The sequence below is a fragment of the Streptosporangium sp. NBC_01469 genome (assembly GCF_036227305.1).
Classification (GTDB): Bacteria; Actinomycetota; Actinomycetes; order Streptosporangiales; family Streptosporangiaceae; genus Streptosporangium.
This window is the reverse complement of record NZ_CP109465.1, coordinates 10635028-10649931: the sequence shown is the minus strand read 5'-3', so window position 1 is coordinate 10649931 and position 14904 is coordinate 10635028. Positions and strand designations below refer to the sequence as shown.

The 14904-nt window shown below is 71.1% G+C and carries 15 protein-coding genes; 2 read left to right on the top strand and 13 right to left on the bottom strand.

Annotated features, from left to right (window positions below):
- Positions 1–107: 107 nt before the first annotated feature.
- From OG587_RS46400 to OG587_RS46390, 3 genes are read right to left on the bottom strand one after another with little or no spacing between them, the layout of a single operon-like run.
- A complete protein-coding gene (locus OG587_RS46400) occupies positions 108–350 on the bottom strand; it encodes a hypothetical protein (protein WP_329085475.1) in 243 nt (80 codons plus the stop codon).
- Positions 347–667 (bottom strand): hypothetical protein, encoded by a 321-nt coding sequence (locus tag OG587_RS46395; protein WP_329085473.1) that lies wholly within the window; start codon positions 665–667, stop codon positions 347–349. The genes OG587_RS46400 and OG587_RS46395 overlap by 4 nt, the downstream gene beginning before the upstream one ends.
- A complete protein-coding gene (locus OG587_RS46390; protein WP_329085472.1) occupies positions 664–1047 on the bottom strand; it encodes a hypothetical protein in 384 nt (127 codons plus the stop codon). Before OG587_RS46390 ends, OG587_RS46395 begins: the two co-directional genes overlap by 4 nt.
- Before the next feature lie 135 nt (positions 1048–1182).
- Here OG587_RS46390 and OG587_RS46385 point away from each other — a divergent pair, with 135 nt between their 5' ends.
- A complete protein-coding gene (locus tag OG587_RS46385; protein WP_329085471.1) occupies positions 1183–2553 on the top strand; it encodes a helix-turn-helix domain-containing protein in 1371 nt (456 codons plus the stop codon).
- Positions 2554–2785: 232 nt separating this feature from the next.
- Positions 2786–3025: a hypothetical protein gene (locus OG587_RS46380; RefSeq protein ID WP_329085469.1), complete on the top strand. Its 240-nt coding sequence runs from the start codon at positions 2786–2788 to the stop codon at positions 3023–3025.
- A 338-nt stretch (positions 3026–3363) separates the two neighbouring features.
- On the opposite strand, the gene OG587_RS46375 is transcribed toward OG587_RS46380, so the two are convergent.
- The 10 genes from OG587_RS46375 to OG587_RS46330 all read right to left on the bottom strand — a co-directional run bounded on the left by OG587_RS46375 (position 3364) and on the right by OG587_RS46330 (position 14545).
- Positions 3364–4752, bottom strand: a complete 1389-nt coding sequence (locus OG587_RS46375) for an aldehyde dehydrogenase family protein (RefSeq protein WP_329085467.1) — start codon at positions 4750–4752, stop codon at positions 3364–3366.
- A complete protein-coding gene (gene bcpA / locus OG587_RS46370; RefSeq protein ID WP_329085465.1) occupies positions 4742–5635 on the bottom strand; it encodes a carboxyvinyl-carboxyphosphonate phosphorylmutase in 894 nt (297 codons plus the stop codon). The genes OG587_RS46375 and bcpA overlap by 11 nt, the downstream gene beginning before the upstream one ends.
- An 88-nt stretch (positions 5636–5723) precedes the next feature.
- A complete protein-coding gene (locus OG587_RS46365) occupies positions 5724–6920 on the bottom strand; it encodes a hypothetical protein (RefSeq protein WP_329085463.1) in 1197 nt (398 codons plus the stop codon).
- Complete coding sequence (locus OG587_RS46360) at positions 6917–8188, bottom strand: CMP-5'-phosphonoformate--3-phosphoglycerate phosphonoformyl transferase (RefSeq protein WP_329085461.1); 1272 nt, start codon at positions 8186–8188, stop codon at positions 6917–6919. Before OG587_RS46360 ends, OG587_RS46365 begins: the two co-directional genes overlap by 4 nt.
- Complete coding sequence (locus OG587_RS46355) at positions 8139–8708, bottom strand: adenylyltransferase/cytidyltransferase family protein (protein ID WP_329085460.1); 570 nt, start codon at positions 8706–8708, stop codon at positions 8139–8141. Before OG587_RS46355 ends, OG587_RS46360 begins: the two co-directional genes overlap by 50 nt.
- A gap of 8 nt (positions 8709–8716) precedes the next feature.
- Positions 8717–9862 (bottom strand): phosphonopyruvate decarboxylase, encoded by a 1146-nt coding sequence (aepY, locus tag OG587_RS46350; RefSeq protein ID WP_329085459.1) that lies wholly within the window; start codon positions 9860–9862, stop codon positions 8717–8719.
- The gene (aepX, locus tag OG587_RS46345) at positions 9859–10797 is read right to left on the bottom strand and encodes a phosphoenolpyruvate mutase (RefSeq protein WP_329085458.1); all 939 of its coding nucleotides are present in this window, start codon (positions 10795–10797) and stop codon (positions 9859–9861) included. Before aepX ends, aepY begins: the two co-directional genes overlap by 4 nt.
- A gap of 185 nt (positions 10798–10982) precedes the next feature.
- Positions 10983–11993: a C-terminal binding protein gene (locus OG587_RS46340; protein ID WP_329085457.1), complete on the bottom strand. Its 1011-nt coding sequence runs from the start codon at positions 11991–11993 to the stop codon at positions 10983–10985.
- 45 nt (positions 11994–12038) lie between these two features.
- On the bottom strand, positions 12039–13361 hold the full coding sequence (locus tag OG587_RS46335) for a histidine kinase (protein WP_329085455.1): 1323 nt from the start codon (positions 13359–13361) through the stop codon (positions 12039–12041).
- A 20-nt stretch (positions 13362–13381) separates the two neighbouring features.
- Positions 13382–14545, bottom strand: a complete 1164-nt coding sequence (locus tag OG587_RS46330) for an iron-containing alcohol dehydrogenase (RefSeq protein WP_329085454.1) — start codon at positions 14543–14545, stop codon at positions 13382–13384.
- Positions 14546–14904: the final 359 nt, after the last annotated feature.

Below are 14904 nucleotides of genomic sequence, written 5' to 3'. Positions count from 1 at the left end.
CACCCCGGCAGGGGAGCCAGGCATCAGGCTTGATCTGACGCCTGGCTCGGAACCGGGGCTGGCTGCGAAGGCACCACCCCTCTCAGGGCCTGCGACACCGCGCCCGCTTACGTGTTGTGCCGAGCTGCCCTCAGCGGCACGTGTCGCCAGGGCTGGTTCTCCAGCCGTGTCTCCGTGTCCAGGCGACGGGCCAGTTCGGGCAGGGTCGCCCCGCAGCGGATGTTGGACAGGCCGTGCTCAAGCCCGTACGCCGACATGTCCGCACGCCGCACGGCGTACCAGCCGCCCCCGATCCCCTCCGCGATCGCCCAGGTGCGTCCGTAGAGCCTCGTCAGTTCCGCCAAGGTCACGGTGGGCTCCCGGTGCCCCGCGCAGGCGGAGCCGCCGCACACAGGCGGGCGTGGTGGAACGCGATCCGCCGGGCGGCCCGGCCGGGTTCGGTCGCCTCCTGCGAGGCGTAGACAGCGCGCCGACGTTCGGCGTTCCATCCGATGTGCCACCAGAACCGCTCCCCGTTGGACCACACCACCAGGCCCACCCCGACCGACACCAGCGCCAGCCCGTAGCCGCCGTGAACATCGGCGACGATCTCGTGACCCGCCAGGGCCTCCCGGAGCCTCTCCGCCGCATCCACCGCCGCCGACCCGTACATCGCGGACGCGGTCATCGCGTACGCCCCATCTGTCTCATCGCGAGGATGAGGTCCAGGACTCTCTCCGGCTCCTCACACCGGACCGTCTCCGTGTCGCTGCCGCGCACAGCCACCAGATAGCAGTCGGAACACGCCCCAATGGTCACGGTGGCATCCCGCCCTTGAGAGCCGATCACGGCCAGTTCGGGCGGGTAGCGATTCATCCACGACCGAAGCGGAGGACGGTCGGGCAAGGGAACCTCAGGGGCGGCAAAGAGCCCAAGGCTGATCGTGTGATGGCGGTGGGCACGAATGCCCCGCTCGGTGAGAAGACGCTGCACGACCGCCAGGGCTTCGTCCTGAGTCTGGACGGTGGTCTCGTCGACGCAGGGCGGGACGGGTTTGCGGTTGTCCATGGATCGCACCTCTTCGCGATCAGGGAACCCCGCATGACCTGTACGCCTGCGGAGTTTCGCTTCGTATGACGCTTACCGGTGCCATAGTTGAAGTGACTCAGCGCATGGGAAAAGACGCACAGGGTTGCGTCACAGGTGGCGCAACGCGCACAACGGATCGCGAGGGCGGACGTGACCGGACAATCGACATCGAAGACCTCGGCGGGCTGGCAGGAGTTCGGCCGTGCCCTGCGGACCTGGCGAGAGCAACGCGAGCTGAGCCTGCGTGGCCTCGCCGAGCGGATCCGGTGGGACTACTCGCTCATCGCCAGGTGGGAGCAGGGGAAGAACCGCCCGTCTTTCGAGGCGATCACGATCCTCGACGCCGAACTCGGCGCGGGGGGCGAACTCGTGAAACAGGCGCTTCGTATGGCCATGGCCGACACCGATCGGCTGCGGAGGAGTACCGTCGAAGCAGTCGAAGCAAAAGCCTCAACGCGTGACGAGGGTGGGGATATGGAGCGTAGACGACTGATGCGGGACGCCGCCGCCGTCGCTGTCGGCGGCGCGGTGGCGCCCGTGCTGGCCACGCTGACGGACGCCTGGCAGGCGTCCGAGCCTCGGATCTCCGGTGCGAGCGTGTCACAGGAGATGATCGACGACTGGGAGGACGCCGCAGACACCCATGCCCGGCGGGCGTATGTCGATTCGCCCGCCGTCGTCCTCGCCGGACTGGCCGCCGACTTCGCCGACATGGCCCCTCACCTGAGCCAGGATCAGCCCGAGCCGGTACAGCGCGACCTCGCCCACGCCGCCGCACGGCACGCGTCCCTGATTGCCGGGAAGTGGTTCGACCTGGGCAATCGTCGCGAGGCGCGACGCTGGTGGGGGAAGACCCGGAGCTTGAGCGAGCGCTCCGGAGACACCTTGCTGGCAGCCTGGCTAACAGGCAGGGAAGCCGCCTATCGAAGGACTGACCTGAATGAAGATCTCAGCGATGTGCTTCTTGTGGCTCAGCGGGCTCGTCGTCTCGCCGGAGACCGGCCCAGCGCGCCACTCGTGATTGCTCTCAGTGCTGAGGCGCAGACCCTCGCGATGTTGAGGCGCTACGTCGAAGCAACCACCGCGCTCCGTCGCGCCGAGGACGTGTTCGACCAACTTCCATCCAGCCCCGTCGGCCTGGATCCTCACTGGATGTACTTCGATCGGAGTCTGATCTACACACTCGCCGACGATGCCCGGCGAGCTACTGAGGCGCAAGATGCCGCCAAAGAGTTCTATTCGTCGGGGCATCATGGAACCGCCACGATAGCCCTGCACAACGCGGCACTGCACACTCGCACGGACCCGGAACAGGGAACGCGGCAGGCGTTGCGGATCGTGGAAACGCTTCCGATCGCACGGCGGGATGCGCGAGTGAGAGCGGCGGCTCGCATCATTCTGGAAGTCACCCCTGAGAAGGCTCATGCCCTGCCCGTCACCCAAGAACTTCGCGCGCTGACGGCGGCCGGCGATCGGTCGGCCTGACCCCCTGATCCCTCTGCGACAACCGACCGTAGGCCGCTGGTCACCATGGCCGCCCAGATCGGCATGGAAAACGCCGCGATACGCGGTGAGGCGACCGCCCGGCTGGCCGCGATCCGTGGTGAGAGGGGTCCCCGCCCATGGAGATACTGGCGACCGCTGAGCGGATGAGAAAACGGTTCGCGTGTGGGTCGAAGAAGGGCTGCTCACGCATGTCAGCGGGAGGACACGGTTGATGTTTGAGGCCGAACGATTCCACGCCGTGGCGAGACTCGTCCAGGACCTGCGCCGGGTTGGCCGTACCCGCGATCCTGCCGAGGCGATCTGGCACCGCTTGCAGGACCGGGAGCTTCTGGAGAACGACCAGTTGGCCGATGGCCTTCGGCAGATGAGGCAGGGCGAGGGCCGTTCCTGGCGGGAGATCAGGGCGGAGTGGAGCTCCGGGAACTCGGAACCAGCCGCCGACAAAGATTGAGGTTTGTCCCTCTATTGTCGGCGGCCTGGTCGGGAAGGTAGGGCGGTCCCTACCTTCTGGCCGCCACGGCGCTGATGTTCGGCCCCACGGCGAACGCCTACTTCCGGAGTACGCGGGGCCGTTGAGGTTCCGACGCCGGGCCGTGGCGGACCGGATCCCTCCCGGTCCTGAGGGCACCGCCGGAGATCGGCCAGCCACCGTACGGAGGGGCGCGAGCGTTGTGGATCTCGGCGAGGACCTCGCGCCACGGTCGGCACGAGGTCGCTCGCCGGGGATTTCGGCACTGCGGGTGCTCGCCGTGAATCCCTGCCCGTAGACGGGGACCCGCCGGCGGAGACCTACGGATAGGGGAAGGTGACGGTCTTCGTCACGCTCATCTCCCTGATCGCGTAGCGGATGCCCTCGCGGCCCAGCCCGCTGGCCTTCACTCCGCCGAACGGGATGTGCGGCGAGTCGAACTGGGGACCGGCGTTGAGGTTGACCGCGCCGACCCGCAGTTCCGACGCGAGCCGCGAGAACGCCGCCGTGTCGGAGGTGACCACGCCGGCCTGCAGGCCGTACCGCGTGCCGTTGGACACCGAGATCGCCTCTTCCACGCTGTCCACGCGGATTATCGGTGCGACCGGGCCGAACGTCTCCTCGGCCACGAGTTCGGCGTCGGGAGGCACGTGGTCCAGCACCGCGGGGGTGAGCAGGGCGCCACGCCGCTCCCCGCCGCACAGCAGCTTCGCACCGGCGGCGACCGCGTCCGTGATCCGCCGCTCCACCTCGGCGGCCGAGTCCTCGCTGATGAGCGGGCCCAGGTCGGTCGCCGGGTCGAGCGGGTCTCCGGCCCGTTTTCGCCGGGCGGCCTCGACCAGCCCGGCCGCCACGGTGTCGGCGGTCTCGCCCACCGCGATCACCCGTTTGATCCCCCGGCAGGACTGTCCCGCCGTGGCGAAGGCGCCTTCCCCCGCGAGCCGGACCGCGAGCCTCAGGTCGGCGTCGGGCAGCACGATGAGCGGGTCGTTCCCGCCCAGCTCCAGGAGGAGTTTCTTGCCCGCGCCCGCCAGCGCCACCGCCCGGCCGGTGGCCACCGAGCCGGTGAAGGTGACCATGTCGATCTCGGGGTGCCCCGCGAGCACCGGGCCGATCGTCCCGGGCATGCCCGTGGTGACCACCAGGTGCTCGGGGGGCAGACCGGCCTCGATCAGCAACTCGGCGAAGGCCAGAGCGGTCAGGGGTGTCTTCTCCGAGGGTTTGACGACGATCGCGCAGCCCGCCGCCACGGCAGGCGCGATCTTGACGACGACCTGGTTGAGCGGCCGGTTGAACGGGGTGAGCGCCGCCACGAGGCCCGCGGGTTCGAGGACGGTGACCGCCAGCCGGTCGTGCCCCGGGATGGGGATGCCCTCCCCGTGCAGCCGTTCCGCCTCCTCGGCCGCGACGGTGAGGTTGGCGGCGGCCCTCTCGGTCTCCTTGCGGGTCTCCGTGACGCACACGCCGGACTCCCGCGAGATCAGCACGGCCAGGTCGGCGGCGCGTTCCCTCAGCAGCGCGGCGCTCCGGCGCAGGACCTCCGCCCGCCGCTGCGGCCGCGGAGGCCGCCAGGCCGCGCGGAGGCCGCGCACGGCCTCCGCCACCTCGGCGGGGGTGTCCGCCGGTACGGAGCCGACGACCTCCCCGTTCCAGGGGCTGCGCACCGTCAGCAGGTCGCCGCCGGCGCGCAGCGCGCCGTCACGAAACATGGTCCTCGTCCTTGACCACGAAGCGGGCCTCCAGCTCGGAGATGCGCGAGTAGTCGAACACCTCGAAGAGCTCGTCGAAGGTGATCCGCAGGTCGTTCCGCTCCCAGAACCTCTGGGTGGTGCCCTCGTCGCGGAGCGCGGCGAACACCTTGCGCAGGATCGTGGTGGCGGCATACCACCCGGAGAGGGGGTAGATGGCCAGGTTGTAGCCGAGCTCCTCCAGCTCCTTGGTGGTGAGCCAGGGAGTCTTGCCGCCCTCGACCATGTTGGCCAGCAGCGGCGCGTCGATCTCGTCGCGTACGCGCTTCATCTCGTCGACGCTGAGCATGGCCTCCAGGAAGATGCAGTCGGCGCCGGCCGCGACGTACTCCTTGGAGCGGCTGATGGCCTCGTCCAGGCCGAGCTTCTCGCGGGCGTCGGTCCGCGCGATCACTATCCAGTCGGGATCGGTGCGCGCCTCCACCGCGGCCTCGATCTTGCCGACCATCTCCCGGGTGGAGATCAGCCGCTTGCCCTCCAGGTGCCCGCAGCGCTTGGGCACGACCTGGTCCTCCAGGTGACCGCCGACGATGCCGGCCCTCTCGAACTCCCGGACGCTTCGCCAGGTGTTCATCGCGTTGCCGTACCCGGCGTCGAGGTCCATGATCACCGGGAGGTCCACGGCCATGGAGATGTTCTTGGCGTTCCACGCCATCTCGGTGATGGTGGCGAAACCCAGGTCGGGCAGGCCGAGCATGGAGGCCGACGTGCCCGAGCCGGTCATGTGGATGGCGGAGAAACCGGCCTGCTCGATCACCTTCGCGCTCAGCGCGTCGTACGCGCTGGGCACCACCAGGAGTTCGGGGGCGAGCATCAGGTCCTTGAACTGCTTGGCACGCGACATGCGTTCCTCCTCGGTTAACGAACTCGATTAACGAACTCGGTCAGCGAACTCGGTTGACGAACTCAACGGGTGAAACGGGGGAAATCGGTTAGGAAAGGCTCTCGGTGAGGCGGATGAGCTGGTTGTACTTGGCGATCCGGTCCCCCCTCCTGGGGCCGCCGGCCTTGATCCATTCGGCGCCGACCGCCACCGCGAGGTCGCACATGGCGGTGTCCTCCGTCTCTCCCGAACGGTGTGACACCACCAGGAGCAGCCCCGCGTCGCGGGCGGCCCGCGCGGCGTCCAGCGTGGCGGTGACCGTGCCCGCCTGGCTGGGCTTGAGCAGGACGGCGTCGGCCAGTCCAGGGCGGACCCGCGCGGCGTCGGAGGCGAACAGGTCGTCGCCGACGACGGTCACCCCGGCCTCGCGGGCCGCAGGCAGGAAGGCGTGCCACGCGCCGGTGTCGGCGGGGTCGAAGGGGTCCTCGACGTACTCGACGCCGTGGGTACGGGCCAGATCCAGCAGCAGCGCCCCGAAATCGGCGGACTCGTGTTCGCGTCCCTGGAAGCGGTAGCGGCCCGGCGCGGCCAGCAGGTGCTCGGCGGCCACGTCCACGCCGAGCGTGGCCTTGGCCTCCACCGGGCACGCCCGCCGGAGCGTGGCGAGCTGCCAGGAGACGTCGCGGTCGCCCGGCAGGAAACCGCTCGACGCGGAGATCGCCGGCGTACCGCCGCCGTCGGCGATCCCGCGTTCCACGGCCCCGTAGATCTCCAGCGCGGCGTGCACGTCGTCGATGAGGGAACCGGCGTGCGGGATGGCCATGACCTGCTGGAAGGAGTCGGGGGCGCCGGTTCGGTGTATCCCGCCGGAGAACGCGTTGACCAGGAGCCGAGGCAGGCCGGGCACCGACCCGGCGAGCTCCGTCAGCCACCCGCGCAGCGACGTTCCCGAGACGGCGGCCGAGGCGCGGGCGTACGCCAGCGACACCGCGAGTGTGACGTCGGCGCCCAGCTCGTGCCGGTCGTCCAGCTCGCGGAGGCGGCCGTCCAGCCCGGCCTGGCCGTCGGGGGTGTAACCGGTCAGGGCGTGGTCGAGCAGCCGTCCCGCCGGGCCGTCCCGCAGGCGGCCCAGCCCGCCGGTGCGCAGGCCGCGACGCCGCTCCAGGCGGCCGGGCGCGATGGCCACCGGGCAGGAGCCCCGGCCGCGGACCTCGCCGAGCGACAGATCGGCCTCGACGGTGGGACGGGCCCGCGAGTCGAGGATCCCCCGCAGCAGCACCCCGGTTATCGGCGTCGTCCGGGTCATCCGCGCCCCCGGACCCGTGCCAGCCACGGCATGAGCTCGCTGGCACGCCGCACCGGCAGGTCGCCGCGCGACGCCGCGGCCTCGCCGAACTCGGTGACCGCGTCGGGGGCGACGCCGGGGCCCACCACCGCCAGCGGCACGTGGTCGGCGGTGTGGATGCCGGCCGCACAGGGGGTGGCGTGGTCGCAGGTGACGACGAGGACGTCCGCCGGGCCGAGGGCCGCGCGCAGCGGCCCGACCAGGTGGGCGTCGATGTCGGCGATCGCGCGGACCTTCTCCTCGGGCTGGTTGTCGTGGCCGGGTTCGTCGGGGCCCTTGATGTGCGCGAACACGACGTCGGCCGGATCGGCGAGGAGCAGGGGCAGCAGCCGCGTGTAGAAGTCCGACTCCGCCTGGCCGGGGGCGACCTTGGCCGTGGTGAACTCCGCCCCGATCAGCCGGGCGAGGCCGCGTTCGGCCGGTACCTGGCCGTACATGGAGATGCGGGCCGTGGCGGGCGGGAGGTTCGGCAGGAGGTGCCCGCCGTCGCGGACCAGCAGGATGTTGGCGGGCTTGCGGCCCTCCGCGATCCGCCGCGCGTTGATCTCGCTGGCCTCCAGCACCTTGGCGCTCTGCTCGACGAAGGTGTTGACCAGGGAGGCGACCAGTCTGGCGGCGCCGTCGTCGACCATCGCCTCGGCGCTGAGCGGCCGGTTGGAGTGCTCGCGGACCGGCATGCCGAAGGGCCCCTTCTTCACGAACCCGGGGTCGGTGTTGCTCACCTCCCCGGACAGCGGCCGGGTCCTGCTGGTGAAGGCCAGGATGCCGCGGTGCCGTCCCCAGCCGGTGAGCCGCACGTCGATGTCGTGGTCCAGCCGCACCCTCTCGACGATCTCGGTGACGAGCCGCTGCATCTCCTCGTCGGTCAGGTCGCGGGACGTACGCCGGTCCAGGCGCCCCGTCGCCTGGTTCAGGCTCGCGAAGTTGATCCGGAAGGCCACCGAGTATCCTTCGGGATCCCAGTAGCGGTTGCCGTAGCCTTCGAGCGGGCCGCGGCCGGTGTAGTACACGGCGGGGTCGTAGCCGAGCAGGGCCATCGCCCCCGAGTCGGACTCGGGAGGGATGTCCTCGCCGATGATCTCCAGCAGGCCGTTGCGGCCGTCCGCGGCCAGCCGGTCCAGGTGCGGTGTGAACGCCGCCTCGAACGGTGTGCGCCCGCCCAGCGTCTCGGTCGGCCGGTCACCTCCGCCGCACAGCGCGATCAGATACAGCTTGCCGGATGCGCTCATCTATTGCCCTCTCTACGATCACGGATGCGACGGCGGGCGGGACGAGCGACTGCCAGTCGTCACCGGCGGCGATCGCGTCCCTCACCCTGTGCCCGCTGATCGGTTTGTCCGTACGGCGCCACATGATCTCGGTCCGCAGCCCGAGCTCGGCGAACCTGGCCACCTTGGTGTCGCCCCACTCGTCGTAGACGGTCAGGTAGTAGGTGGCCTCGGTCGGCGCGTAGTAGCGCAGCCGCTCGGGAAAACCGTGCGGGAACGGCACGACGCGGATCCGCTCCCTGGTCACCCCGGCCTCCACCAGCGCCCCCTCGACCATCAGATATCTCTCGTAGTACGTGCACGGGTTGGCCTCGGCGGTGCCGCGCCCGGGGTCGCTGGCCTCGTATGCCGTGAGCTCGGGGTCGGGGTTGGTGATGCCGACGACGAGGACGTCGCAGCGCTCCGCCCCGGCGAGCAGATACTCCAGGTGCCCGAGGTGCAGCGGCTGGAAGCGGCCGTGGATCACGCCGACTCCGCTCACCGGGCCGCTCACCGGGCCGGTCCCGTCACGAAGTCCCTGAACCGCCGCGCCACGTCCGACGGGTGCACGCGCGGCCGGCCGAGTTGGGCCATCGAACCCGGCCGGATCCTCAGGTAGACGAACGCCGGCCCGTCCTCCGCCTGCGCGGCCTTGAGCGCGTCGACGAAGCCGACCAGGTCGTCGCAGTCGTGTACCTGGGCGTACCCGCAGGCGGCCGCCATCGCGGGGAAGTCCACCTGCGCCGCCAGGCTCCGCTGGCCTCCCGTGGAGTCGTGCACGCCGTTGTCCAGCAGGACGTGGGTCAGGTTGGGCGCGGGGTGGGCTCCGACGGTGGCGAGCGTACCCAGCCGCATCAGGGCCGCGCCGTCTCCGTCGACCACCACCACCGGTCGCGCCGCGTGCCTGGCCACGCCGAGGCCGACCGCGGCGGCCGACCCCATCGCGCCGACCATGTAGAAATGCTGCGGCCGGTCCGCGAGGGTGTAGAGCTCGCGGCTGGTCTTGCCGGTGGTGGACACCACGGCCGCCGCGTCGGGCAGGACGCCGAGCAGGTGCTCCAGGGCCGCGACGCGGCTGGGAGCGGGCCCGTTCCGGCCGTGACGGACGATGCCGGGGACGCGAGGGGCGGGCGGGACCTTCTCGTCGAGGGCCTCGGGTGCCACGACGCCCTCGCGCAGGACGAAGGCGTACGGCAGCCGCTCGCGGCTCATCGCCGCCCAGCCCGCGTCCAGGCAGTGGGTGAGGCCGGCCGGGTCGGCGGGCACCACCGAGTGGCCGATCCCGAGGAGCTCAAGCAGGGCCGGTGTGATGGCGCCCATCAGCCCGTGCTGCGGCTCGTCGGGCCGGCCCGGCTCCCCCCTCCAGGTGACGACGAGGGGGATCGGGATGGCGCTCGGCTGGTTCAGCGAGGTCAGGGGGTTCACCATGTTGCCCAGGCCGGAGTTCTGGGCGATGACGCCCGCCGTGACACCGGCCAGCCAGCAGCCCGTGGCCACGGCCACGGCCTCTCCCTCGTGGGTGGCGGGCACATACCCCACCGCCGGGTCGGAGGCCACGCGGTTGATCAGCGGGGTCAGATAGGAGCAGGGCACGCCCGTGACGTCGGCCACCCCGCGGACGGTCAGCTCACCCAGCAGGGTGCGCGCGTCGATCACGAGTCGTCCAAGTCCGAGTGGAGCCTGGCGTACCGCTCCTCGTCCGCGGCGAGCTTCTGGTAGCCCATCAGGGTGAACACCTCGTTCAGCGTGGCGATCGTCGGCTCCACCGCCTTCGGCCCCTCGGCGAGCAGCGACCGGCAGGCCTGCCGCATCGCGGTCACGGCCGCGCGCATGCTCTGGTTGGCCCAGATCACCCCGGAGATGCCGAGTTCGGCGAACTCCTCAAGCGGGGTCGAGTGGTAGGTGGTCGGCGCGATGACCAGGGGCAGCCGTCCGTCCCATTCCCCGGCGAACTCGGCGATCTCCTTAATGGTGGACTGCCGGGAGTGGATGAAGATGGCGTCGGCACCGGCCCGCCGATAGGCCTCCGCCCGGCGAAGCGCCTCTGCCAGCCCGGCACCGGCGATCAACGCCTCGACCCGCGCCACGACCACGAACTCCGGATCGGTGAGCACCTCCCGGCAGGCGGCGATCTTCCCGCAGAACTCGCCGATCGGCGCCAGGGCGTGCGCGTCGCCGACGAACGAGTTCATCTTCGGGAAGATCTTGTCCTCCAGGCACACCCCCGCGGCGCCGATCCGCTCGGCCTGCGCGGTGAACAGCCTGGCGGTGTTGAAGTTGCCGTAGCCCGTGTCGCCGTCGACCAGCACCGGAAGCCCGGCCGCCTCCACCACCCTGGCGATCATGCCCAGCAGGTCGGTCCACGACGCCTCGTCGCTGTCTCGTACCCCCAGCGCGGTCGAGATGCAGAAGCCCGAGGCCCACAGCCCGGGGAATCCGCTGTCGGCCGCGATGCGCGCGCTCAGGCCGTCGTGCGCGCCCATCAGCAGGGCTGGTTCCGGGCTCGTGAGGAGCGCGCGCAGCCTGGCCCCGGGGCTGGCCTCCGCTTCGGCCTCCGGCCAGTGCAGTTGCTGAGAACCGGTTGTGGTCATGGTCTCTTCCTTCCCTGTGAAGCTCGGGCGGCCTCTGTGGAACTCGGCCGGCCTCCATAAAGCTCAGGCAACCTCCGTGGGAGTCGGGGTGGCTCCTCCCGCGAGGGCGGGTGTCTCTGTGTGGCTGGGGTGGCTCCTCCCGCGAGGGCGGGTGTCTCCGTGAGGTTCGGGCGGCCCCGCGAGGTTCAGGCGACCCGGCCCTCCGAGGGTGGGGGGCCGCCTTCCAGCACGGACGCGACCCCTTCGGCCACCCGTCGCCGGGCACTCCGCTCCGACTCGACGGACAGGAACGCGCGGTGCGCCGACACCACCACGTCGTCGCGTCCCAGCAGTTTGCGGGCCACCGGGTCGTCGTTCGGGTCCTCGGGACTGAACACGTCGGAGGCGAAGCCGCCCAGTACGCCCCGTTCGAGGGCGTCGAGGACGGCGGAGACGTCGACCAGGCGGCCCCTGGCCGTGTTGACCAGGAAGGCGCCCGGCCGCAGGTGCGCGAGCGCGTCCGCGCCGATCAGCTGGTCGGTCTCGCCGGTGAGCGCCGCGTGGACCACCACCGCGTCGGCGGCGCCGAACAGCTCGGCGAGGTCGGCCGCGGCGGCGACGCCGTGACCGGCCATCAGGTCCGCCGACACGTACGGGTCGTAGGCGACGATCCTGTCGTAGAAGGCCCGCAGCTTCCTGGCGGTCACCCGGCCGATGCGGCCGAAACCGACGATGCCGGCGGTCCGCGTCGCCAGGCGCCGGGGCACCCCGCCGGCGTGGATGTTCCACCGGCCGGACCTGACGAGCCTGTCCTGGGTGCAGATCCGGCGCTCCAGGGCCAGCAGCAGCGCGAGCGTGTGGGTGCTGACCTCGTCGCCGCAGTAGTCGGGGACGTTGAAGCCGATGACGCCGGCCTCGGCGAGCAGCGGCGCGTTGAGATTGTCGATGCCGACGCCGCTGCGGGCGACGACCCGGCACTTCGGCCCGACGGCGTCGAGGAGTTCCCTGGTGACCCGGCAGCGGTAGATCACCAGGGCGTCGGCCTCGCGTACGTGGTCGTGGAAGTCGGGTCCTTCGGTCCGGTAGCGATCGGTGAACAGCCCGAGGCTGAGATCGACGCCGGGCCCGAACACGTCCCGCTCGATGTCGGCCTGGGCCGGGTTCGGCCGGCCCGTGTCGTCCAGGGCCCAGGCCGCGTCGGTGTAAACGACACGCATGATCGTTCTCCTGGTGTGAGGGTGCGGGTATCCGGACCGACTCCCTCAGGAGTCGTAACCCCAGCTGCGGCCGTCACGGCGTCCGCGGCGCAGCGTCGAGGCGGCGGCGTAGGTGTTGGTGAGCTCGTACAGGTCCAGGTAGCCGAGGTGCCGCCCGGAGCCGAGCTTGATCAGCGCGCCGTCGCCCGACCAGCGGTGCGTCACGAAGGGGGCGGCCCAGGCCGTCCCGTCCACGCCCAGCTCGGCGGTCCCGGTCCGGCCGTCGGCGGCGGTCCAGCGGAGCTCCACCGTGCCCTGGGTCACCAGGTAGTGCGTCTCGGCGGGTTCGCACAGCTCCCCGCCGGCGTCACCGGTCACCCGCATGTACTGGCCGACCAGGTCGGGCAGGTGCGGGGCGGCGGCCAGCGACGTGACCTCGTACCCACGGAAGGTCCGGGCGTCCCGCCGGCACTCGGCGACCTCCCGGTACGTCTTGCCCGCGGCGTCGTGCCTGCGCTCAGGGCGCAGCAGCAGCCGGTGGTCGAAACCGAGCGCGGAGCCCAGCTCGCGCAGCACGTCGGCGGAGCCGTCGTCGAGGGCCGCGGCCAGCTTCTCCCCGCTCATGCTCAGGGTCGCCGCCGCCGATTCGAGGGTGTGGCCGCGGCGTGCCAGCAGCATGTCGGCCAGCGCGGACGGGGACGGGTCCCGGCCGAGCCGGTCGACGAGTTCCAGGACGGCGGGTTCCGCCCAGTCGTTGACGTCCTCCAGCAGCCCGGCCAGGTTGGACTGGCCGGTGTAGGACACGATGCGGGCCGGGACGTCCGAGACCAGCGAGTAGCTGTGCGGGCAGTAGGAGGGCTCGACGTAGGAATCGCCGACGATCCACGCGTCGTCCTCGACGTTGGCCCTGATCACCTGCCAGGTCGTGTCGTCGAGCTCCTCTCCCCAGCGGCCGTGGATGTCGCCGGGACCGAGGTTGACGGTGATCGCGGGCTCCAGATGCCCGTTGTTGAGGGCCGGGACGCGGCCGGCGGGACAGAGGATGTCGAGGATGACCGGTGCGACCGCGCCGGGCGGCGCCGCCATCGTGTAGTAGTTGTAGAAGTGGATGCCGTCCCGCTGTATGGGCCGCCGCGTGGCCCGCAGCTCCTCCGCGGTCCGCGTGACCACGGTCAGGTCGCGCCGGCCGCTGGCACCGAGCTTCTCCGGCTCGATCCGGAGCGTCCGGGCGACCGCGGTGGTCGTCGCGTCGGGCCACTCCCCGTCGCCGGGCACGCCGAGCATCCCTTCAAGGTGCCCGTGGTCGAGGCCGGAGGCCTCGGCGACCTGCCGGGTCGTCATCTTGCGGACGTTCATCCAGTGAACGACTTTGTACGTGTCAACGCGCATGCTCGCCTCCGAGGAATCGGTCAGGGCGCGGTCGTCGTCAGGAGATGGGTCAGGCTTTTGATGCTCAGCCGCCGGGGGTTGTTGCCGGCGCGGTCGTAGCCGAGAGCCTCGGCGGCTATCCGGGCGGCGTCGGGGCGCAGATCCGGTACGGGAGGCAGGTCCGCGGACGCGAGGAACGCCTCGATCCGCCGGGCCAGGGTGAAGGCGTCGTCCGCTCCCGCGGCGGCGACGACGCCGGCGATGGCGGCGCGCACTCGACCGGCCCCGCGCGCGTCGGCGCAGTCCCCGTCCTCGACGGCCGCGTTGTACCGCAGCACCCGTCCCAGCGTGACGCCGCACGCCTGGCCGTGGTTCAGGCCGTAGCGCAGGGTCAGCGGGTAGGAGAGCGCGTGGCACACCGTGGTGCCGGCGACCGCGATGGCGCGGCCCGCGTAGTGTCCGGCGAGCAGCACGGCCTCCCGCTCCGAGGCCGCCGGAGCCTCCAGGGACCGGTACGGCCGGTCGAGCAGCCAGGACAGCCGGGCCCACGCCGCCGCGCCCAGCGCCTCGGCCCGCGCGTCGGCACGCGTCGACCACGCCCCCTCAAGGGCCTGGGCGAAGGTGTCGAGGAGGCCGCAGGTGAGCTGCGGGCCGGGGAGCCCGAGGAGCAGATCGGGGTCGAGGATCGCGACGGCGGGGAGCACGGAGTCCCCGCGCAGCGAGAGCTTGCGGCCCCGGTCCACGTCCCAGACCGTGGCGAACGACGTGGCCTCCGCGCCCGTGCCCGGGGTGGTGGGAACGGCGACGACCGGCACCCCTTCGGCGGGGGCGCCCTCCTCGCACGCGACGGCCACGGACTCCGGAGTGGGGTCGGCGGGCTCGTAGGCGAGGGCGGCCGCGGCCTTCGCGCCGTCCATGACGCTGCCGCCGCCCACCGCGACCACCACGTCCGCCCGGTGGGCGCGAGCCTCACCGGCCAGCCGGGCGACGGACGCGGGCGTCGGCATGGCGGGTTGGACGGCCACGCGGAGACGGACCGGGCGTAACGCGTCGACGATTCGGCCGCGCCACGGGCGCCGGGAGAATCCGGTCCCGACCACCAGAAGAACCCGGACGGGATGAAATGCGCTTCGTGCCACGCTTTCGGCCTCTTTTGCCACGGCAGCGGCCCGCCCCGCTCCTATCAGGGTCCTTGGGGATTCCATAATCAGGGTGTCGACCGGAATATGTGCAACAGACATCGACGGGCCTATCTGGAGAAAATCGAGAACAGTTTCCAGGTGAACTGTGCGGGAGATGTCCCGAATGGGGCGTACGGCGGCATCGAGCGGCCGTCGAATTTCCGCGTACCGGAGCTTATGTGCCTCCGTATTTCCTATAGCAAGACAGCACACCGCTCTCGGGGAACGCAAGTATGCGCGAGTAACCGTCGTGTCACCCTCTGCCGTGCCGGGCGGGGGGAGTCGGAAGTTTGCTGAGGTTAACGAAAGATTCACCGAACCTTCTCGTTGACGGATGTCAATATCACGATTTGATAACGGACCCTGTTGGTAGATTCCGGGCC